The organism is Vibrio mimicus CAIM 602 (genome assembly GCF_000338875.1).
Taxonomy (GTDB): domain Bacteria; phylum Pseudomonadota; class Gammaproteobacteria; order Enterobacterales; family Vibrionaceae; genus Vibrio; species Vibrio mimicus.
Genome location: NZ_AOMO01000035.1, coordinates 23,786 through 45,196, shown reverse-complemented (window position 1 = coordinate 45,196; position 21,411 = coordinate 23,786). Strand labels below are relative to the sequence as shown.

Below are 21,411 nucleotides of genomic sequence, written 5' to 3'. Positions count from 1 at the left end.
ATTCGGAAACAATCTATTTCCTAAATCCCTGTTTATTTCCAGACTGAGGCAATTTCTTCTTCGGTTAAATAGCGATATTCACCCGGTTCTAAGCTTTCATCCAGCGTGATTTGGCCAATTCGCTCACGATGTAACCCAATGACTTTATTACCCAAAGCCGCAAACATGCGTTTCACTTGGTGGTATTTACCTTCATGAATTGTCAGCAGTACTTCGGTTTCACTCACGATTTCCAGCTGTGCTGGCAAGGTCAACTCACGCTCACCGCGTAATTCGATGCCATTGGTGAATTGCTCAGCGTAATCGGCTTGAATGGGATCTGCCAACCACACGCGGTACGTTTTCTCACACTTATGTTTTGGTGACGTCACACGATGTGACCACTGGCCATCATCGGTAATCAGCAGCAAACCTGTGGTATCCACATCCAAACGCCCTGCAAAATGCAGATCTTGAATGTTCACTTCATCAAGCAAAATAAATGCGGTCTGATTGAAGCCATCTTCATGTGAGCACACCACGCCATCTGGTTTGTGCATCATAATATAGCGCGGACCGTGTGCCGTAATTTCACGCCCTTGCCACTCAACGCGGGAAGTCTCTTTGAGTTTGAATGCGCCACTTTTTTGCACCAAATCATCGACGGTCACTTCACCACTTTTGAGAAGCATAGTAGCTTCTTTGCGCGTCGTACCGAGCGCATCACACAGGAATTTGTCTAAACGCATGCTTACCTCATCTGCTTGAAGTCGGCTATTATACAGACCTGTCACCACAATTACCCAGCGCAATTGCATGTCACGCATCCTAAGCGATGCAAAACACACCAATTGCCCAAACAACTTCGGTAACTCCCATCGGATGTATACGTTACGACCTTATCAAGCCGACTCAGTCAAAGCCGTCGTGCACTATTTTCGCCAGCACTCGACTCCAGCCGTGATTGTGCTCCCCACCGGTGCGGGCAAAAGCTTAGTGATTGCGGAACTCGCCCGCCTTGCACGTGGCCGCGTATTGGTATTGGCGCATGTCAAAGAACTGGTTGAACAAAACCATGCCAAATATGAAGCTATGGCCTGACGGGAGCCATTTTTTCAGCCGGATTAGGCCGCAAAGAAACCGATCAACAAGTCGTGTTTGCCTCAGTGCAATCGGTGGTACGCAACTTAACCGAGTTCCAAAACCAGTTCTCTTTATTGGTGATTGATGAGTGCCATCGTGTACCGGATGACAAAAACAGCAGCTATCAAAAAGTGATCAGCCACTTGTTGGAACTCAATCCGGGGATGAAAGTGTTAGGGTTGACTGCAACCCCCTATCGGCTCGGAATGGGATGGCTCTATCAGTACCACACACGCGGTTTAGTACGCAGCGAAGAGCCCCGTTTTTTCCGCGATTGTATTTTTGAGCTACCGATTCATTATCTGCTCGACGAAGGCTTTCTCACCCCCGCAAAACTGATTGATACGCCCGTGATGAGTTACGACTTTTCACAGCTTAAACCGGCCAATACCGGACGTTACCGCGAATCTGAACTCGATTTAGTGATTGAGCAGTCACAGCGCGCCACACCACAAATCATCGCTCAGATCATTCAGTTTGCTAAAGATCGACAAGGCGTAATGATTTTTGCCGCGACCGTGCGCCACGCCGAAGAGATTTACCGCTTACTGCCCGCCGAGCACTCTGCTTTAGTGATTGGGGATACCCCAACGCCGGAACGTGACCACATCATCCAAGCCTTCAAACAGCAGCAGATAAAGTTTTTGGTCAATGTGTCCGTGCTCACCACGGGGTTTGATGCGCCGCATGTCGATTTGATTGCGATTTTACGCCCCACTGAATCGGTCAGTTTATATCAGCAAATCATTGGCCGAGGGCTGCGCCTTTCCTCAGGTAAAACCGACTGCTTGGTGCTCGACTACGCGGGAAACCAGTACGACTTGTATCAGCCTGAAGTCGGTGACCCAAAGCCAGATTCAGACAGCGAAATCATCACCATTCCCTGCCCCGCTTGCGGTTTCAACAATAATTTTTGGGGCAAACTGGATGCGAACGGCTTCTTACTTGAGCATTATGGTCGCCGCTGCCAAGGTTTTTTCACTGATGAAGAGACGGGCGAGCGTGAACATTGTGGTTATCGATTTCGTGCTAAATACTGTAATGAATGTGGTGCGGATAACGACATCGCTGCGCGCATCTGCCATGAATGCGATGCCACGTTAGTTGACCCTGATAAGAAGCTCAAAGAAGCGCTCAATCTGAAAGATGCCTTGGTATTTGAATGTACCGACATGAGCTTGAAAGTTCATAAAGACGCCAAAGGGAAAAGTCAGCTTCAAGTGACTTACCACGGCCAAGATGCCGTACAAGTACACCAATTTTGGCCGTTGAGTACACCGCGCCAAAAGCAGCAATTTCGCGATCAATTTGTGCGCCCACATTTGGCGGATAAACATCGTCCATTTGAGGCAGCAACGCCGGCTAAAGTGGTGGATCATCAGCACCGTTTTCGGCCGCCATTGTTTGTGATTGCTCGCAAATCTGGCCGCTTTTGGGCAATCCGTGACAAAGTGTTTGCCGATGAGTTTGTTTCTCCAACCGAGAGCAAACCATTACAGCCCTAGAAATAGCGACTAGACCCTGCAAGCCGGAAAGGGTTAAAAATGAATTCACTTTCTGTTCATTTTCATCCGGCTATACTCGGCAACAGATTCAATATTCAGGTATTTACTATGCACATTCTCCGTATGCCGCTGAAGCCGCAAGCGAGTACCCTACTCCTGCTGCTCTTTTTAGGGTTCATTCTTCCCGCTCATGCTGACAACAAAGTTCGAGATTGGGAGCAAGGTTCGTATCGTGAAGGTACGCAGATCGAAATTGATGAAGACCAAGATGACGTTTACCAAGCTGTTCAAAAGGGGCTAATTCGCCCATTTGCTGAACTCTATGCGACTGTCGACCAGCAACTGAATGGGCGCTTGATCAAGGTTGAACTTGATGAAGACGACAGCGAATGGACTTATGAGCTGAAATTGGTGTATGACAACCAAGTGTTTCGTGTGGAATATAATGCTGCCACTCTTGAATTAATGTCGATTCGTGGACGTAACGTCATTCGTGCCATAAAAAAATAACAGAGCAAGACATGAAAATATTAGTTGTTGAAGATGATGTACAGTTGGGCAACCAGATCCTTTCCGCCTTAGATCAAACTGGCTGGGTACCCGAACTCTCACAAGATGGTATTGATGCGTTGTACCGTGCCACCGCGGAAGAGTGGGATGTGATTGTACTCGATCTCGGCCTGCCTAAATTGGATGGTTTGACCGTACTCAAAGGCATTCGAGATGAAAACATCAACACTCCCGTGGTGATTTTGAGTGCACGCGACACTCTGACCCAGCGTGTAGAAGGTTTAAATGCAGGTGCGGATGATTATCTAACTAAACCCTTTGAAATCGTGGAGCTGATCGCCCGTATCCGTGCTCAGCTACGTCGCGCTTCAGGCAACGCCTCCCCTGTCATGCAAGTGGGTGATCTGAGTTTAGATACGCGCACTTCCAAAGTGATGTGGCGTGGGCAAGCAATTAGCCTGACTGCATTGGAATATAAAGTAATCGCTTATTTCATGCATAACCCCGAGAAAGTCATCTCCCGAACTGAACTGGTGGAGCATATCTATAAACAAGATTTCGATCGTGACTCCAACACCATTGAAGTGTTCATTGGACGCATCCGTAAAAAAATCGCTCCTGATGTGATCAAAACTGTGCGCGGCCTTGGGTACCAATTGCATGCCAGCTAAGCCGCACGCCTTACGTCACCTTAGTTTAAAAACCCGCTTGCTGCTTGCGGCCACGTTGTGGCTTAGCGCGATGATCTTGGCGGCGGGCTACCTTATCCCTAATCTCATTCATCAATACTTGATTCAAGATGTGCAGAGTCAGTTGCAACTCTCGATGGATGAGATCACCGCCAATCTTGAAGCGAATCCGCAAGGACAACTCACCCTTTTAACTCGCCTTGCCGACCCGCGTTTTGCTCAGCCATATAGCGGCCTCTATTGGTCAGCAACCCTAGGTAAGCAAACCTTGCGCTCACGTTCGCTGTGGGATCGTTTTTTGATTGAAGAGACTCATGCCCATGACACGGTTTATCGCGGTGCGAATGGTGAATCTTTGATTGTGTTAAAGCGTACCGTTTATTTACCGGAGTTTTCACAACCGATCGCCATTACGATTGGTTTGGATGACGCGCCACTTAAAGCAACGTTACAGCGAGTCAGTAAAGAGTTGTGGATGATTTTAGGTCTGCTGTTTAGCGGAATACTCATTCTGACTGGCGCACAAGTGACATGGTCACTTAGCCCGCTCTCTAAAATGCAGCGTGAACTGGCCGCGTTGCGTAATGGTCAGCAAAACTCCGTGAATGGCGATTACCCAAAAGAAATTTCTCCGCTGGTGAATGACCTCAACGCCTTGCTGTTCCACTACCAAGAATTGCTAGAACGGGCGCGTCATCATGCGGGTAACCTGTCACATGCACTGAAAACGCCGCTCTCCGTACTTAAGAACGAAGTCGCGCAACTGGAAGACTCACAGCTCAAAGACCAACTACAGCCTTCCGTGGAACAAATCCAGCAGCAAATTGACTATCATTTGGGGCGAGCACGTATGGCAGGTTCTGCCAACATTCTTTCGGTCAAAACCGCGCCAAGCCTAAGAGTAGATGCGATTTCGCAAGCGTTTGACAAAGTGTATGCCGAGCGTGAAATCACGCTGGTTAATGAGCTTGATTCTGAATTGGAAGTGGCCGTTGAACCGACTGATTTTGATGAAATGATCGGTAATCTTCTCGAAAACAGCTATAAATGGGCAAACAGCTTAATTCGCGTCCATAGCTACCCAATTGATGAACACTGGGTGCAAATTTGTATTGAAGATGATGGACAAGGCATTCCGGCTGAAAATATCGAGAAAGCATTAAAACGTGGGGTTCGCTTAGATGAAACCACACCCGGTACTGGGCTTGGCCTTAATATTGTGAGTGAAATGGCGCACAGCTATCGTGGTGCTCTGGCTTTGGGTGAAAGTCGTTTGGGTGGTTTAAAAGCAACGCTCACGTTAAAGAAACCGTCACACGATGTAAAAGTAGTCAAATCACGCTAAAAACCGTATAAAACCCGATTTTCAGTTGCTCGAAAACCTAATGAGTGCTAGTATCCGCGCTCGTTTCTGACCCTATTAGTAGGTTTGGAAACTCTACGACACGGACAAGGTCGCATTGTCCTGTCACTCTGTTTTTTACTAATTTGAGAGTAAATACTATGAAATTCGAAGCAGTATTACGTACTGATCTAGGTAAAGGTGCGAGCCGCCGCCTACGTAACACTGGTTACTTCCCAGCGATCGTTTACGGTGGTGAAGCAGCTCCAGTTTCTATCTCACTGAACCACGATGACGTGATGAACCAAATGGACAAGCCTGAGTTTTACGAAGCTATCGTTCTGGTTATCGACGGCCAAGAAGTTAAAGTGAAGCCACAAGACGTTCAACGCCACGCGTACAAGCCAAAAGTTGAGCACATGGACTTCATCCGTATCTAATTCCCTACCAAGGAATTAATCGGATTAAATCCAGCCTTTTGCATATATAAGATCATCGGCATTACCAACCGAGCAATCTAAAAATTCGAAACCCCGATAGCTACCAACTACCGGGGTTTCACCGTTTTACGAGCTAAGAAATTTTTGAACTAGAAATCCATTCAGGCTCATTCCACTCAACTAATATAAGTAAACCGCTCCTGAATCATTCTCTGTACCTGCATCGATTGTTTCTGAGCCATCAATAATCACTCCAGTCGCCTTATTATCTTCTCGATATGCTCCTACCGCGACTAAGTTACCATCGTCGCTCAAAGCCAGTGACTTACCAAAGTAATCGACCATACCTGTATTAGACGCTTTAAGATAAGCGATTTGAGACCAATTGCCTGAACTATCTTTAGTGAAAAGGTACACCGCACCAGCACTTGCCGCTGAGCCTACATCGTTAATTTCTGAGCCATTGATGATAATTCCTTTTGCACTATTACTTTCTCCAGTAGCACCTACTGCCAACGTCTTACCATTGTCACTCACTGAAAGTGATGCACCAAAGCTATCACCCGAACCAGTATTGGAACCTTTGACATAAGCACTTTGTGACCAAACACCAACATTATCTTTAGTAAAAACGTACACCGCACCCGCGTTGTTTATTGTGCTGAGATCTGTGATTTCTGAACCATCAACTACAATGCCTGTAACACTATTATCTTCGAACCATGAACCAACAGTTAAAGTATTGCCATCTTCACTCACTGCAACCGAAGCACCAAAATTGTCATCAGCACCTGTATTTGAAGCTTTAATATATGCACTTTGAGCCCAAGAGCCTGATGAGTCCTTAATGAATACATATACAGCACCAGAATTTGTTGCTGTGCCGAGATCTATAACTTCTGAGCCATTGGTGATGATGCCTTTCGCACCATTATCTTCATTGTAAGCCCCAACGACTAACATTTTGCCATTGTCACTTAGTGCAATCACGCTGCCAAAAAGATCACTCACTCCAGTATTTGAGGCTTTGAAATAAGCGCTCTGAGACCATTCACCAGAATCACTTTGGGTAAATAGATACACGGCACCTGAGTTATTCACTGTGCCAACATCGGTCGCTTCTGAACCATTGGTGATGATACCTTTCACGGCATTATCTTCCGTTGGTGCACCTACCGCCAATGTCTTGCCATCTTTACTGATTGCAACTGAAGAACCAAAAAGATCATTTGCTCCGGTATTCGAGGCTTTGATATAAGCACTTTGTGACCACGTACCTGTATTGCTCTTGGTAAAAACATACACAGCACCTGAGTCTACCGCAGTTCCTGAATCAGAGGCTTCCGAGCCATCGGTAATAATGCCTTTAAAACCATTATCTTCAGCGGATGCACCTACCACTAGAGTTTTACCGTCTTCACTTAGTGCCAGCGAAGTTCCGAAGTTATCCTCCGCCCCAGTATTAGACGCTTTGAGGTATGCACTTTGGGACCATATTCCACGATTATTTCTAGTAAAAACATACACCGCCCCTGAATCAACAGCAGTACTTACATCCGTGATTTCTGAACCATCGCTGATAACTCCTTTTGCACCATTGTCTTCATAATAAGCCCCTACCACGAGCGTCTTATTATCACCACTGAGCGCAAGGGAAACGCCAAAGTTATCATCAGCACCAGTATTAGAAGGCTTAAAATATTCAACCATGTGATTTACGGTATCTAGACCTAAATTCAATTCGGATGAAGCTTTTTCCTCACTCTCTTTATTTGCCAAAATAAAAAAATCTTTACTTAAGGAAGCGACAATATTCTCCACAAGTACAGTTAATGACAAAGCATCCAATACACTACCGAGAGCCTTGCAATTATGCTCTTTTCCAATGTTCAGCTCACATACCGTATACCTTACTCCACTCACATTAGAAGCAGATGTCCAAGTAAAAGTTAATGCTTTAGCGATATCAACTGAACGGCTGACACCTGAAAGATTAAAAGAGGTCAGTACAGGAGAAATCGTTCCACCGTCGTTGCCATTTTCATTGTCGTCAGTTTGTTCATCTCCTCCTTGACCGCAGCCAATGAGCAAGAGACTTAATAATACCATCGTCAAAAGTGTCCATTTAGACATATATGGCCTCCTGAATTAAGAGCATTGATACTCTTTCATTCAAAAAATTGATAACAATAATTTTATGAATACAATTACTATCCCTCAAGTTTATTCATTTATTTAATGGAAATATAAACATATGAAAAAAAACAATTTATGCAAAACCATACGCTACGCATGAGCAATAATGGAAACTTTTGATTTGAACTTTACAGATTTATTTCAATCATGCTGGACTATTTAATTTGAGGAATGATAGATCGTGTAGACAACCTCACACCTAAAAATAATAATCAGGAAGTTAAATAAGCAAAGTAACCTTTGTGGTGAGATAAACACTTCCGTGTTATTTGTTGAACTTTGAATAACATCGTATACTAGTTTTATCTTAAGTCTTTAAACAATACCATTGAATCATTAATATCAGGTGACAGGTAATACCTAACCATATTTCGTAGCCAAACTTTATAATATTAAATATTGATTTACATACCTAATTTTTCTTCACCCAGTGATTCAGATGTTAACTCAAAGGCATTTTTACCTAATACCTTGATAATATGAAGAATGAAATGAGTATCAGACAACGTTTCTAAATTAATATCCAACACAAAAATAATACCTTCTTGCTATTCAATCTTGCTAGCTTCCATTTAACCAAGTTTCGTAGATAAGCCTTTCCTAATTAATATCCTCTACTAACCTCATTCTTGTACAAGTAGCATTCATTCCATTAAGTTTTGTTCTTTTTAATTCCTAGCCGTCAAGGATTAAAAACGACAACGTTATCCATCTAAAAATAAGAAACCTAGAAATTATAATGCGAGGTAAAGCATAGTGTTATGCAACCTCGCCTCCCTCTTAAAGATCATCATTCCTGATAGTCAACCCCGAAGATTGTTAAATTCTCCTTCTTTCCAACGATATTTGGCAGCCGTTAACTATTATCGTCATTTTTACTCTTACATACCCAAGGAATGACATAACACTGACAAAACACGCTCAGATTTGAACAAAAAATGCTCAACACTGCAGTTAACCAAGAGAAACTAAAGTGAGAAAAATCAATTTATTAGCGTTTTATGCAATCTGTCTTTTACTGCCTAGTATCAGTACTTTAGCTGACAATAACCCGCAACAAGAAGAGGTAGTTCGTGTTTCCGTAACGGAAGCAAAACTTAAATCCATCCCTGAAACCATTGATGATGTGGGAAAAGTTTATGCAGTCGATATGGCGGTATTGAGTTTTAATATTGATGAGAAAATCAGCCTTATCCATGTCAAAGATGGCGATGAAGTAAAAAAAGGACAGCTAATTGCCGAATTAAGCAGTGGAATTGCCAAAGCGGATGTGGCCAAAGCCCAAAGTGAGTTTAATCTGGCCAAAAATAAGCTCGGTAGAAGCTTGAATATGATAAAGAGAGAACCGGGATCAATTCCCCCACAAGAAATCTACGAATTAAAAGAGAATGTAAACCTCGCCAAAGCTGAACTCGACCAAAAAGAAGCCATTCTTCAAAACTACCAACTTATCGCCCCTTTTGATGGATATCTGACGGATTTCAAACAGTCAGAGGGCAGTTACATTAAATCTTTTTCCCCACTTGTTTCGCTTTTCAAACTCAACCCAGTCGAAATTTTTTACTCAGTAAGCCAAGAGAATTTGGGCAAGGTAGCGTTAAATCAGAATGTCTCCGTGACAACCAATGCGGTAAAAAACACCACGTTCAATGGTGTTGTTGATTACATTTCACCCGAAGTAAATATGAGTTCAGGACGAGTAGACGTTCATGCTCGAGTTAAAAACCCCGCCTTGAAACTTTCCCCCGGTATGTTTGTGAACGTCAAACATTTCACTAATAACAATCAACCATTCGTTTTAGTGCCGCAAACGGCCATTAATGTGAAGGACAAAGAACGTTATGTGTGGCGACTCAATAAAGATCAAACCGTTTCGCAAAAAACAGTAAAACTCGGCGCCAATTTGAATGACGGTAATGTGGTTATTCAAGAAGGATTACTCGAAAAAGATCAGGTCGTGATCACAGGTAACCAATGGCTCAAAGAGGGCATGAAAGTACAAGTAGAAAAAATGGTTACCCCCTCTTCCGATACTCAGTTAAACGGCTGATTCGTTTGCATTATTGGAGATAGCTCAACACATCCTTAAAGGATTTACCCATGAAATTATCAGAAGTCTGCATCAAGCACCCTGTCATTGCGATGGTTTTCAGTATTGCAGTGGTTTTATTCGGTGCATGGTCATTTCAATCACTCGAAATTAAATATTTTCCGGATCATGAACGGTTAACAGGCAGTGTTAGCACTACTATTGAAGGTGCCAGCGCTGAATTTATGGACAAAAACGTGGCTGAGAAGTTGACGGATGCTGCCGCAATAGTGGGTAGAGTGAAAACCATGTCGACTAAGTGCGTACAGGGCAGTTGTTCTTTAAATATTGTGTTTGAAGATAACGTGACTGACGTTGAATACATCAACTTAATGAACAAACTTCGCAACCGTGTCGAAGCAATACAAGATTTCCCCCCCAGCATGGAAGAGAAACCCAAAATATCAGATAACTCTTCAGATGCCAGCTTTGCCAGTAACATTATCTCTTTTGTGAGCACCGGAGACACGACTCAACAAGAGCTGTTTGACTACATCAGGCAGCAACTTATCCCTCAGTTTCGTCGGTTAGACGGTGTAGGGGCGATTTGGGGGCCATACGGGGGAAGTGCTGGCGCGGTACGTGTTTGGCTACTGCCGGATAGAATGAAAGCACTTCAGGTCAACCCTTCTGATGTCGTTGATGCCATTGAGATGTACAGCACTAATTTCACCGCTGGGAAAATTATTGGCGAGGAACGCAGTTACTCAATCAACGTCAAAAATACGGTTTCAGACGTCAATGACGTCGCTAATCTTGTTATTCGTTCAGAAGAAGGGAGCACGGTCAGGCTCAAAGATGTTGCGGAAGTCGTGATGGGAACAAACTCCGTTGACCCCAGTATTTTGACGGTCAATGACAATCCTGCCATGGCAATACAGATCAAGCCATTACGCAGTGCTAACCCAGTTTCTGTTGCCAAACTGGTAAGACAAAAAGTTGAACAATTACAATCGGCGCTACCCGCAGGCGTTCAAATGACCGTGGTTTATGACCAAGCGGACTTCATTCAATCCTCCATTCAAGAAGGGTTCAATGCCTTGTTTGAAGCGATTGTATTGGTCTCATTGATCATGGTGCTGTTTTTGGGGTCATTACGTTTGGCGTCGATCCCTATCATCACCATCCCTATCTGTGTGATTGGTGTATTTTCGGTAATGTCTTTGCTTGGCTTCAGCATCAATGTGCTGACGATGCTTTCCATCATTCTAGCCATCGGATTGGTGGTTGATGATGCAATCGTAGTTGCTGAAAACTGTTATCGCCGTGTTGAGCAAGGCGAATCACCCTTAGATGCCGCCCTCAAAGGCAGCAAAGAGATCGCGTTTCCGGTCATTGCGATGACGATGACACTCGCCGTGGTTTACACACCCATCGGTTTTATGTCCGGATTGACGGTCGATTTGTTTCGACAATTTGCTTTTACGTTAGCGGCCGCGGTATTGATCTCCGGTTTTGTTGCACTCACGCTCTCTCCTATGATGTGTGCTTATGTCATCAAACCGATAACAGCACCATCCAAATGGTTCTCGTGGCTTGAATCGAAACAACAACGCCTTGCCGAGCTATATCTTGCAGAATTGAACAAGTGGTTTGCACGCAAATGGTGGGTAGTGGGTGGAGTTTCTGCCCTTTTAGTACTCGCTGGTTTGATCTTCTGGTACTCCCCCAATCTACTCTTACCCACCGAAGACACAGGATTTATTGAAGCCAGAGTACAAGCACCGACAGGAGCCAACCGCCAATACAACCTCGATAATGTGGGTGGGCTAAATCGCATCATCAACAATGAAGAGAGTATTGCCCAGAACCTCTCGTACATTGAACAAACACCCTATAACCACATACTACTCAAACCGTGGGGGGAAAGAACAGAAACGGCGGAGGAAATAGCCGCTAAATTTGCTCAGCAATCCCAAGCTGAACTGTCAGCATACAAAGCATCTTACCTTGTCCGAGCCGCGGATGACCTCAATATCGCCGATAACATTAAATTAGAAATTGTGGCTTCAGATAGGAATTTAGAGCAGCTCTATAACACCGCCAGCGAAGTCGCTCACTTATTGAAATCCTATCCCGGCTTAACGAATGTCTTCAATTCGGTGGCTCGTGATGAATTGGGGTATGAACTAAGGATAGACCGCAATGCGATTTTGCTTTCCGGCGTGGACTATAAGGATGTGACGGAAACCATCTCAACCTATTTAAGTTCGGTAAAGCCCGGGGATTTACAAGCCAACGACGGTTTCACCTACCCGATTAAAGTACAAGTAAAACGAGAAAGCCTAGGTGATTTTAAAGTGCTCAACCGCTTAAGCGTGGTATCTGAATCCGGAGAAACTCTACCACTATCCCAGTTTGTGACGATTGAACCTTCAACCATTGATACGTCACTGCAAACTTTCATGGGGCTTGATGCTGCCGAGGTTTCAGCCAACCTAGCACCCGGTTACACCGCCAGTGATGTGAAATCATACATTGATCAACATGTACCAAAACTGCTGGCCAAAAATCAGGATTTCTACTACAACGGCATCATCAAAGAATTAATCGAGTCACAGCAAGGCACACAGACGCTATTTGTTATGGCAATTGTCTTTATTTATCTGATTTTGGCAGCTCAGTTTGAGAGCTTCCGAGATCCCTTACTGATCTTGCTGACCGTTCCGCTCTGTATTGTCGGGGCTTTGATTGCGCTCTGGGTGTTTGGTCAGAGTATCAATATTTATTCAAAAATTGGGCTACTGACTTTGGTTGGCCTAGTAACGAAACACGGTATTTTACTCGTCGAGTTTGCCAACCAACGCCAAAAAGAAGGTATGCCACTCACGGAGGCGATGCTTTCCAGTGCCCGAGCGCGTTTCCGGCCGATTATGATGACAACCATGACCATGATGTTAGGCGCATTGCCATTAGCGCTTGCTTCTGGCCCCGGTTCTGTTGGGCGAGTGAATATAGGCTTAGTGCTGACGGGCGGTTTGCTTTCAGGCACCCTCTTTTCACTTTTCGTCATCCCGGTTGCGTATGTGGCCATGAAATCTAAACGCACACAGCCAACATACGCAGAACAACTAAACCATGAGTGAGTAATTTTCCGTACGGTGACCTTGTCACCCATCAACTCATCGAGCCGACGCGAGCCGAGATCGTTAATCTCAACTGTCTAATCCCAGTTATCTTCGGAAAAACGCGCGGCTCGCGCTTGCACCAAACTGCAATGCGTGGCTGCCATGAGTTCTGCTAATGTTATCGACGGGTTCTGCGCAATTAAGCGCTGTAATTTGCTTTCTAATGGTTCCAATTTATCGCTGTGCTGTCTTAACCCAAGTTCTAATTTTTTGATCAGATAGTCAGCATCACGATGCTCAACGTCTTTGATTTGGATAAGAAAGTCTTGAATAGCCACCACATCCCCCACCAACTGCCAGTTGCGTGAGCGACGAATACGCTTTAATTCACAACCAAAAGGTTGAGCTTGATGCTTCAAACGCTTTACCGTGTCACCACCTATACGATGAATCAAAGAGGGCAACATAATCGTCACTGATTGATCTATTTTTTCCACCTATATGTTCCTGCTATCAACACGACGCCTTTCATTTCCTACAACAGGTTACTGAAATAGCGTCATGTTTGGTGCTACTCAGTGCGAGTCGTGAGTTGATAACGCACTTTACCTTGAGTATCAAGCGTAAACACCCACACACTGTGACCCGATTGAAACCGATATTGGTTGGTAGCTTCAGTCGCTTCAAGGTGTTCAACAAACTGCTCTAAGTCTTGTTCTGCAATAACAAATGATCCTTGTGAACGGTTGTTATCCAAATCATTCTCTAGCTCAATCTGCGTAGTTGAAATCGGCAAAATCGGTGGTAGCCAACCTTTCTCAAATAAGTGATCGGCTTGTGCTTGTTGATAGTCTGCATAATGATTTTTCACAGTATCAGAGCAGCCGACCAATAGGGTCAATAGAATAAGGAAAATGGGTTTCATTGGAACCTCATAGTTTGTAATCAAAATGGGCGTGAAAACACCCTAATACCACAAACAAAGAAAACAAGCATGACGATAGTGTCAAACCCGGCATTCATTCAACGCTTTGCACTGAGCGAAATATCCCACGCGCACTCAATAAAGAGTCCTTTCTGCGCACCCAGATGTTGTATGAATATATGACACCAAAATCATGATCTACCTATCATAACTTTGTGAAAAATCATTCATTAACCCCTGTTGAACCATACTGAACTCAATACAACTCTAATTTATATTTTTCACTATTCTGTCGGGGTAGAAGATGACTTCCAATTCATTAAACAGTGCCCATCGCGAGAGCGCGAAAAGCACAACAAACTCACTGCACAGTGTCGGTTTTCGTTTAAAGCTGATTGTTGTATTGATTGTTGTATCCATCCTTTTCCTTGGGTTTAAAGGCCTAACAGGTATGCAAAACGCCTCGAATTCTATCGAGTCGCTTTATTCAAAAGGCATGCAACACACTATTCGTGCCGGCCGCATTCTCGATGATTTAGGTAGCGCGCGAAGCCAATTATTACTTGCCTTTCAGCATGATCCTTCATCGAAATATGCCCACATGCATGATCACCCAATTGATCGGCACATGGAGGGAATTGAAGCTTCCCTAACGGATCTACACCATATCGTTGATAACGAGATTTTAGCGACAGAGCTGGACGGACAAGAAAAAGCAGTGATCCTTGCGCTAAAAGAAAAGTTGGATCAAGTCACCAAAAACGGCTTTGAACCCGCCCTCACGCAGATTAAGGCGAAGAATTACGATGCAGCCAACTTGATTCTGCTGCAAAAAATCAACCCTCTTTATGGCGATATCAAGCAAGCAGCCGAAGCATTTCTTGATATTCAAATTAAAGAAGGCAAAGCCAACTTTTTGGCCTCAGAGCGTGACATCCGCCAATTTCTTTGGAGTGTAGGCTTACTTGGTGCACTTGCACTTATTGTTACCACGACCTTGGCTTTATTGATTGCTAAACGGGTGAATAATGCCGTGCATCAACTAGCAGACTCGGCCACAAACATTGCTGATGGTGATTTGACTCAGCGAATTCCGGTAACAGGCAGTGATGAGTTTTCAGATATTGCCGAGTACGTGAACCGTATCGTGTCCAGCTTTCAACATGTCATCAGTAATAATCGACATTCAATCTCCGCCCTCGCCACTGCCGCAGAACAGAATGCTTCGGTTGCCATGCAAACCAAGCAAAACATTGTTGAACAGCAGTCGCAGACTCAACAGATTGCCACCGCTATTCACCAATTTACCGCCACGGTACATGAAGTAGCACAAAGCGCGGGGTTAGCGGCGGAAGCTTCCGAAGAAGCAGAACAAGCCGCCGCGCAAGGGCGTAAAGTTGTGAATGAGAACATTGCGATGATTGAGGGGTTATCCAATGACTTGCAACAAATGCTGGAGGCAATGCAATTGCTGGCGAAAGATTCTGAAGACATCGGCAGCGTAGTGGATGTGATTCAAAGCATTTCAGAGCAAACCAACTTGCTTGCGTTGAATGCCGCCATTGAAGCGGCGCGCGCCGGGGAACAAGGCCGCGGTTTTGCAGTGGTTGCCGATGAAGTCAGAACATTGGCGAGCCGCACGCAAGAATCAACCAAGCAAATTTTGCAGACCGTGCAACGTTTGCAGCAGAGCAGCAGAGACTCAACTCAGATGATTGAACAAGGGGTTGATAGTGCTTCGAAAGCAGTCGAAAAAGCGCGTTTAGCGGGCACTGCGCTGTCACAAATCTCAGCTAACGTAGATCGTATCTCAAACATGAACACTCAAATTGCCACAGCTTCTGAGGAACAAAGCGCAGTAACGGAAGAGATCAACAAGAATATTAGTGCGATCAGTGAGATATCGAATCAAACTGCCGTGGGCGCACAGCAAAGTTCTGAAGCCACACTTGAGTTGGCAAGACTGGCCGATAACATGCAACAAGAAGTCGCGCGCTACAAAGCGTAAATTGACTTTATCCGACTAAGGGCGGAATTCCTTCTGCCCTTTCTTCTTTATTTAACAATATCCTCTGAGCCATTCCCCTAGGAACATCTCGCCCTACAGCGTATTTCCCTATTTTCATTATCCTCAACAGAATTTGATCTCAAGCCAGAAAAGATAACTTTGCTGAATATTTCCACTCTGTAATACGCACAAACCGTGGTAGCTTGAACAAAGTAGAGTTAAAGCTCTATTTCATTACAACAATAAAAAGGGTTCATCTATGAATAAACCACTCACCACAGCAGTGTTCCTGACTTTTGCGTTGCTTGGCTGCCAGTCAGAAGATACTCAAACTACGCAACTTAGCCCGCAGGCGAAAGCCGATGCGGTGGTTGCACAAAAACGTCAATTGGCCGAATCCTTCAGCCAGAACTACGCGACCTATGCGCAGACGCTAAAAACGCAAATTACGGCGGATAATCTGAGTGTGTCGATGTCTGACTTGGTTGACGTCGCACCTAGTGCAGAATTCAGCCAGCAACTGCGTTCAGCAGATAAAAGCGTACGTTCTCTGAAAGGCATTGAGCAATATACCGATCAATTGCTGCAACTGCGTTTGGCAGATGCTTCCATGCTGCAAGAATGGAAAGAAGGCCAAAGCCCACTATTTGCCTTTGAACCTAGTGGTAACGATGATACTTGGCAGTACATTGAAGCCTTTGATGTTTACGGGCAAATCCACCAACTGGATGTCTATCAGCTACCTGATGTGCCCGTTTTTGTCGTGGATAACGACAGTGCGATTGAACTGAAAGCTGGTTTACAAGCCATGCGTGCCGAAATGCAACGCCTTGGCCAAGATTCACAACTATCCACTGAAGAAAGCAGCTCTGTTGAAGCTTCCACTCGCACTCTCAGCCGTTCTGCGGACTCCGACACACCTCCACTTTCCACTACGGTGTTAAAGAAAATCCGCCTGCAAGATGATAAAGAGCCTTGGATTTCTGGCCGTGCTGAAATCTATGCCTTGGTTACAGGTGTGGATCCAAACCGAGACAAACCGACGATCGATTTAATTGACATGCCTTATCTGGATTACGATCAGCAAGATTACTTCCCGAATCAAGTTGTCATTCACTGGTCGAGATACCGTTGGGGCGCGGCCGACATCGTTTTGATGGAGCAGGATGACGGCACCGATTACAAAGAGCTGGCCAAGCAATTGGTTAAAGTGGCCGAAGAAGTACTCAAACTGATTCCGAATCCTGAGGTTCAAGGCTACGCCATCATCGCGCAGATCACCGGAAAGATTATTGAAGCCATTCCCGATGGCGTGTTGGTGAACGACGATGACTTTGTCGATGTGTTTTATACCTTGATGCAAGACACACCCTACACGGATCATCCGGGCGCAGGCGGTAATGCAGTGGCAACGTTTGAACCACTGACGATCTATCCGACAAAATAACATTGCTTATAGACACAAAGGGCAGGCTAAAAGCCTGCCCTTTTACTGAAAAATCGCTTACCGCTTGATGGCTATGCTTGGAAAATTTAAGGCGTTAAAAATTCAAGCCCAACTGCAATAACTCCGCTCTTGCTTGCTGTGCATCCACAAACTGAAATGCATGAAAACCCTGCTGACGTGCCCCTTCTACATTGGCGGGCATATCGTCCATAAACACACTTTCTTGTGGATCCAAATGCTGGCTTTCTGCGAGATGTTGGTAAATCGCCGGATCCGGTTTGAGTAAACCGCATTCACTAGACACAACGGCACCAGTGAATTTCGGCCAGAAGTCATACTGAGATTTCAGGTAGGCGACAATTTCATTCACGTTATCGGTCAATGCATAAAGGCGATAGCCTGCTTGGCGTAGATCATCCATCAATTTTTGAGTACCCGCGAGCAGCACTTGCGTATCTTTAATGTGGAAGAAGAGCTGGTCTAACGCATCCATTGGAATGCCCAATTGCTGATGAAACGCCCGTTTCACTTCTGCCTCGGTGTATTTTCCTTTATTTAAATCACGCCAAAACTCACTTTGAAACACGGCCTTCGCTAGCACAGCACTCTGCTCATCTTCCCCAAAAGTCAGCCGAGCAATTTCTTGAGGTGCCCACTTTACAATTACGTTGCCAAGATCAAAGACCACATTACGAATTGCCATCACCAGTTCCCTCTATTCTGATTAGTTGCCAGAGTTTAACCAACTCACCTAGTGATTGTTGACTTAGTGCTCACAAAGTCACTAAACGTAACAAAACCGTGAACTGCACATAACACATTGAGGATATTCAGTAGTGCGCTGATATTGGGAAAGCAGCACTCGAACCCTTGCTTGGGGGGAGCATCAGGAGTCAGGTTACGAGTGCTGCTGGGTTTATTGCGTTGTGGGCTTATTGGATTGATGTTTTCGAGGCTGAGATTTCTCCACTTCGTGTGGTGTTTGAAACAGCAAGTCAAACAAACCAAGTAGTGCCATTCGCTCAATCGTGCTTTTACTTTGTTCAAGCCGCTGCTGATAGTAGGTAGCCATTGGGGCTGGTCCATTGGATTTTTCATCAAACATACCGTGCACTCCGTATTGCTTTCACACCTTCTATTCTCTGCGCGATTACGGAAGTAAAAAACTGAGTGATTCAATTGATTTTGCTCCGCATTAGTCATTTTCCACAGCTCATATCTTCCAAAATCACTCTTTTAAGTAGAAATGAGGAACAAACAAAACGCAGGTTTTCACCATTAATTGAGTGGGTTTTCACTACAATAGCCACAAGGTGAAATGACCATTGAGGTAACCGTGTCTGATCTCAATTTACTGCGTTACTACGCGAGACTAGCGCCCTTGGGTGTTGGTTGTAACATTAAAACGACTTTACCTGAGTTGGCTGAGCTGCTGTTTACTAGCCCGCGCCACGCCAGAAACTTATTGGTCAAACTGCACCAACTGGGCTGGTTAACATGGACGCCGAAGGCGGGGCGTCATCATCGTTCTCTGCTGCAATTGCACATTGAGCTCATGCAACTCAAAGAACAGCTTGCGGCGAAGCGAGTTCAGATCGGTAAATATGAGAAAGCAATGGCGATTTTGGATAACGATGAAATCGCCTTTGCCAAGCTGCTGAAAAAAACCTCTGGGGCGAGTTTGCAAGAAGGCCGCCTACACATTCAACTTACCTATAAGCGCCCGTTTGAACCTTTATTGCCCCACCTTCCCCAGCGTAGCAGTGAGCGGTTTTTGATCCGCCAAATTTACAGTTGCTTGGTCAGTTCAGATTCCAATGGACAGGTTCAACCTGAATTAGCGCATCACTGGCATTATGATCCGCAAACTTGGCAGTGGACTTTCTACCTGCGCCCAGAGTTGACCTTTCATAACGGCGCAGCCATTGATGCAAACACCATTGTCAGCCTATTTGCCAAGCTCTCAAGCCTAGAGACACATCAAGCCGAGTTAGCACATATCACCGATATTAAAGCGCCGACACCATTTAAAGTGGTGTTTAACCTACAACGTCCTGATCCTGGCTTCGCGGGGATGATCTCGGGGGTAAAATACGCCATTCAGCCTGTAAGCCAGCTCAATTACAGCCAATTCCATGGTGGGCAGATCATCCCTGTTGTTGGCTGTGGACCATTTGAAGTGCAAGAACACACAGACAGCAAACTCAAACTGAAAGCCTTTAATCAGTTTTATGGCTGTCGAGCACTGACCGATCGCGTCACTATTTGGCGAGTGGATGAAGAACGTTTAAACACGCCGTTGATTGAAACCAATCAACCCGAAGCCAAAACGGCAAGCTGCCATCATCAAGTTTCGGTGACTGGAATTTCTCACCCTCTTTCATCCTCTCAACATCAGAGCCGAGTTGAAGATGGTTGCTTAATGGTACTGTTTAATCAGCAAGCCCAAGCACCACTCACCCAAGCACAAGCGCACTTGCTGAGTGAGATACTCAATCCCACTTCGATTGAAGAAGACATGAACCAACACGGTATGGCCTTTGGCGTTGAGCAGCCCGCAATTTACTTCCTTTGTGGCGCGCGGTACTTAAATCCCCCGCTCCAAATGTCACACTACCCACAAAACTTACCCTTGCGTTATACAACTACACTGCGTTGCAAATCTGCGCTCAATCCATAGCAAGGCTGCTGGCTAAACAAGGTATTGCCTTAGAGATCCACACTTACACTTACCGCGAACTCAATCAACGTGCCTTGAAAGGTGAATTAGATGAAACCTTAGTACTGACCAACATCAATTTGGATGACAACCGCCACGCCTCCGCTTTTTCCATGTTGTTCAGTAACCCCATCCTGCATGCGTGCGTTTCACCGAGTGATAAAGCGTGGTTAATGGAGCAATTGAATGCTGTTCGTGAACAGGCTCCACTGCAAGAATATCTGCATCAACTCGAACCTATCGCCTCTTTACTGGTAAGCGAATCGTGGCTGGCCCCCTTGTTTCACCATAGGCAAACCCTGCGTTTTCACGGTGTGCTACACGATGTTGAGTTAACGAACTGGGGCTGGCCAGACATTCGCAATGTGTGGTCTACCGATTGATTTCATCACTCAGATCAATTGTTGGGAAAGAAATTGCCTCCTAATGAGTTCTATATCACCAACTATTTGATGTTTTAGCGTCAAGCAGTTGGAACTTAGAAACTTGATAAGGAGACAATAACGATGAAGTTCAACACTCGACTACTGGCACTGCCGCTCTTGGCAGCCATTCCATTTGCTTACTCGGCTGAACAGCCTGACTACTACGATTACGGTTTTATTGGCGGCAGTCTGGTCTATGGGGAATCAGTTTACCGTCAACAAGATGAAAATGCGGGTTTCTCATTAGAGCCAAACCTGTTTTATAACGGCAAATATGGATTTGTGGATGGCTCACTCGCCAACCTCACCCTGTTTCACCCTTGGTTTGGTTTAAGTGGCCAATGGCGTTTTGCTGAAGTTAGCCAAGATTTTGATGAAATCCCTTCAGGTATCGACGAGCGCAAAGGCAACGGTGAACTGGGTATTACCTTTGGTACGGTCGGTGCCAGAATCACTTACCTGCACGATGTGACTGACGTTCATAACGGTTATGAAGTGCAATTGCATTTAAGCCGCAGTTACACCACCGCTCTTCCAAAACTGACGCTAACACCTTATGTGGAAGCCGATTATCGTGATTCAAAGCTTTCACAACACCTTTACTCTGTATCACCCACTGAAGCGACTCGTTCTCGCTTACCCGCTTTTACCGCAAAAAGCACTTGGGTTTATCAAGCAGGGCTGATTGGCATTTATGACCTAGGTGACAACTGGATCAGCATCGCGAAGGTGGAATTGGAACATCATGATTCTGCCAGCCCGATACTCCAAAGAGACCTTGGATGGGCGGTGACTTTAGGCGCTGCCTATACGTTCAACTTCTAAAAATCAACAGATTTGGAAATAACTCTTTATTTATCCAACAGTTAATCAAAGCAAAGAATCTGTTTTTGATTGATTTATCACTGCTTATTTTTCCCACCAGA

The 21,411-nt window shown here is 45.0% G+C and carries 16 protein-coding genes and 2 pseudogenes; 11 read left to right on the top strand and 7 right to left on the bottom strand.

Features of this window, described 5'->3' with window-relative positions; genetic code table 11:
- Nucleotides 1-32 precede the first annotated feature (32 nt).
- Nucleotides 33-728: a 16S rRNA pseudouridine(516) synthase RsuA gene (gene rsuA / locus D908_RS07690; RefSeq protein ID WP_005525112.1), complete on the bottom strand. Its 696-nt coding sequence runs from the start codon at nucleotides 726-728 to the stop codon at nucleotides 33-35.
- Nucleotides 729-861: 133 nt separating this feature from the next.
- Here rsuA and radD point away from each other — a divergent pair.
- The 5 genes and pseudogenes from radD to rplY all read left to right on the top strand — a co-directional run bounded on the left by radD (nucleotide 862) and on the right by rplY (nucleotide 5,608).
- Nucleotides 862-2,627 (top strand): annotated as a pseudogene (gene radD / locus D908_RS22955) (DNA repair helicase RadD).
- A 108-nt stretch (nucleotides 2,628-2,735) separates the two neighbouring features.
- On the top strand, nucleotides 2,736-3,137 hold the full coding sequence (locus tag D908_RS07695; protein ID WP_000547806.1) for a PepSY domain-containing protein: 402 nt from the start codon (nucleotides 2,736-2,738) through the stop codon (nucleotides 3,135-3,137).
- Between the two features lie 11 nt (nucleotides 3,138-3,148).
- Nucleotides 3,149-3,808 carry a response regulator transcription factor gene (locus D908_RS07700; RefSeq protein WP_005525110.1) on the top strand — a complete coding sequence of 220 codons (660 nt, stop codon included), beginning with the start codon at nucleotides 3,149-3,151 and terminating at the stop codon, nucleotides 3,806-3,808.
- Nucleotides 3,798-5,171: an ATP-binding protein gene (locus D908_RS07705; protein ID WP_005525108.1), complete on the top strand. Its 1,374-nt coding sequence runs from the start codon at nucleotides 3,798-3,800 to the stop codon at nucleotides 5,169-5,171. The genes D908_RS07700 and D908_RS07705 overlap by 11 nt, the downstream gene beginning before the upstream one ends.
- A gap of 158 nt (nucleotides 5,172-5,329) precedes the next feature.
- Entirely contained in the window at nucleotides 5,330-5,608 is a 279-nt protein-coding gene (gene rplY, locus D908_RS07710) for a 50S ribosomal protein L25 (protein WP_000667185.1), read from the top strand.
- 180 nt (nucleotides 5,609-5,788) lie between these two features.
- Here rplY and D908_RS07715 read toward each other — a convergent pair whose 3' ends face one another.
- Both D908_RS07715 and D908_RS22950 read right to left on the bottom strand, forming a co-directional pair.
- A complete protein-coding gene (locus D908_RS07715) occupies nucleotides 5,789-7,741 on the bottom strand; it encodes a hypothetical protein (RefSeq protein WP_005525106.1) in 1,953 nt (650 codons plus the stop codon).
- A 467-nt stretch (nucleotides 7,742-8,208) separates the two neighbouring features.
- Nucleotides 8,209-8,334: a hypothetical protein gene (locus D908_RS22950; RefSeq protein ID WP_265181575.1), complete on the bottom strand. Its 126-nt coding sequence runs from the start codon at nucleotides 8,332-8,334 to the stop codon at nucleotides 8,209-8,211.
- Nucleotides 8,335-8,777: 443 nt separating this feature from the next.
- On the opposite strand from D908_RS22950, the gene D908_RS07720 reads away from it, so the two are divergent.
- The gene (locus D908_RS07720) at nucleotides 8,778-9,854 is read left to right on the top strand and encodes an efflux RND transporter periplasmic adaptor subunit (protein ID WP_005525104.1); all 1,077 of its coding nucleotides are present in this window, start codon (nucleotides 8,778-8,780) and stop codon (nucleotides 9,852-9,854) included.
- A gap of 50 nt (nucleotides 9,855-9,904) precedes the next feature.
- On the top strand, nucleotides 9,905-12,979 hold the full coding sequence (locus tag D908_RS07725) for an efflux RND transporter permease subunit (protein WP_005525102.1): 3,075 nt from the start codon (nucleotides 9,905-9,907) through the stop codon (nucleotides 12,977-12,979).
- 77 nt (nucleotides 12,980-13,056) lie between these two features.
- Here D908_RS07725 and D908_RS07730 read toward each other — a convergent pair whose 3' ends face one another.
- Both D908_RS07730 and D908_RS07735 read right to left on the bottom strand, forming a co-directional pair.
- Nucleotides 13,057-13,458: a ribosome recycling factor family protein gene (locus D908_RS07730; RefSeq protein WP_005525100.1), complete on the bottom strand. Its 402-nt coding sequence runs from the start codon at nucleotides 13,456-13,458 to the stop codon at nucleotides 13,057-13,059.
- Nucleotides 13,459-13,532: 74 nt separating this feature from the next.
- Nucleotides 13,533-13,886 (bottom strand): YbbD-related protein, encoded by a 354-nt coding sequence (locus D908_RS07735; protein WP_005525098.1) that lies wholly within the window; start codon nucleotides 13,884-13,886, stop codon nucleotides 13,533-13,535.
- Between the two features lie 304 nt (nucleotides 13,887-14,190).
- Here D908_RS07735 and D908_RS07740 point away from each other — a divergent pair, with 304 nt between their 5' ends.
- Both D908_RS07740 and D908_RS07745 read left to right on the top strand, forming a co-directional pair.
- Nucleotides 14,191-15,894, top strand: a complete 1,704-nt coding sequence (locus tag D908_RS07740; protein WP_005525096.1) for a methyl-accepting chemotaxis protein — start codon at nucleotides 14,191-14,193, stop codon at nucleotides 15,892-15,894.
- A 259-nt stretch (nucleotides 15,895-16,153) separates the two neighbouring features.
- Nucleotides 16,154-17,341 carry a DUF3103 domain-containing protein gene (locus D908_RS07745; RefSeq protein WP_005525094.1) on the top strand — a complete coding sequence of 396 codons (1,188 nt, stop codon included), beginning with the start codon at nucleotides 16,154-16,156 and terminating at the stop codon, nucleotides 17,339-17,341.
- Nucleotides 17,342-17,435: 94 nt separating this feature from the next.
- On the opposite strand, the gene D908_RS07750 is transcribed toward D908_RS07745, so the two are convergent.
- The gene (locus D908_RS07750) at nucleotides 17,436-18,044 is read right to left on the bottom strand and encodes an HAD family hydrolase (RefSeq protein ID WP_005525092.1); all 609 of its coding nucleotides are present in this window, start codon (nucleotides 18,042-18,044) and stop codon (nucleotides 17,436-17,438) included.
- Nucleotides 18,045-18,257: 213 nt separating this feature from the next.
- Nucleotides 18,258-18,446: a hypothetical protein gene (locus tag D908_RS07755; RefSeq protein ID WP_005525090.1), complete on the bottom strand. Its 189-nt coding sequence runs from the start codon at nucleotides 18,444-18,446 to the stop codon at nucleotides 18,258-18,260.
- A gap of 231 nt (nucleotides 18,447-18,677) precedes the next feature.
- On the opposite strand from D908_RS07755, the pseudogene D908_RS0119545 reads away from it, so the two are divergent.
- Both D908_RS0119545 and D908_RS07760 read left to right on the top strand, forming a co-directional pair.
- Nucleotides 18,678-20,443, top strand: a pseudogene (locus D908_RS0119545) (SgrR family transcriptional regulator).
- A 123-nt stretch (nucleotides 20,444-20,566) separates the two neighbouring features.
- Nucleotides 20,567-21,310 (top strand): MipA/OmpV family protein, encoded by a 744-nt coding sequence (locus D908_RS07760; protein WP_000671517.1) that lies wholly within the window; start codon nucleotides 20,567-20,569, stop codon nucleotides 21,308-21,310.
- Nucleotides 21,311-21,411 lie beyond the last annotated feature (101 nt).

Coding starts and splice junctions, on each gene's coding strand:
- D908_RS07755 (WP_005525090.1), bottom strand. CDS start 18,446: ATGTTTGATGAAAAATCCAATGGACCAGCCCCAATGGCTACCTACTAT.
- D908_RS07705 (WP_005525108.1), top strand. CDS start 3,798: ATGCCAGCTAAGCCGCACGCCTTACGTCACCTTAGTTTAAAAACCCGC.
- D908_RS07695 (WP_000547806.1), top strand. CDS start 2,736: ATGCACATTCTCCGTATGCCGCTGAAGCCGCAAGCGAGTACCCTACTC.
- D908_RS07740 (WP_005525096.1), top strand. CDS start 14,191: ATGACTTCCAATTCATTAAACAGTGCCCATCGCGAGAGCGCGAAAAGC.
- rsuA (WP_005525112.1), bottom strand. CDS start 728: ATGCGTTTAGACAAATTCCTGTGTGATGCGCTCGGTACGACGCGCAAA.
- D908_RS07700 (WP_005525110.1), top strand. CDS start 3,149: ATGAAAATATTAGTTGTTGAAGATGATGTACAGTTGGGCAACCAGATC.
- D908_RS07745 (WP_005525094.1), top strand. CDS start 16,154: ATGAATAAACCACTCACCACAGCAGTGTTCCTGACTTTTGCGTTGCTT.
- D908_RS07735 (WP_005525098.1), bottom strand. CDS start 13,886: ATGAAACCCATTTTCCTTATTCTATTGACCCTATTGGTCGGCTGCTCT.
- D908_RS07725 (WP_005525102.1), top strand. CDS start 9,905: ATGAAATTATCAGAAGTCTGCATCAAGCACCCTGTCATTGCGATGGTT.
- D908_RS07750 (WP_005525092.1), bottom strand. CDS start 18,044: ATGGCAATTCGTAATGTGGTCTTTGATCTTGGCAACGTAATTGTAAAG.
- D908_RS07715 (WP_005525106.1), bottom strand. CDS start 7,741: ATGTCTAAATGGACACTTTTGACGATGGTATTATTAAGTCTCTTGCTC.
- D908_RS07760 (WP_000671517.1), top strand. CDS start 20,567: ATGAAGTTCAACACTCGACTACTGGCACTGCCGCTCTTGGCAGCCATT.
- rplY (WP_000667185.1), top strand. CDS start 5,330: ATGAAATTCGAAGCAGTATTACGTACTGATCTAGGTAAAGGTGCGAGC.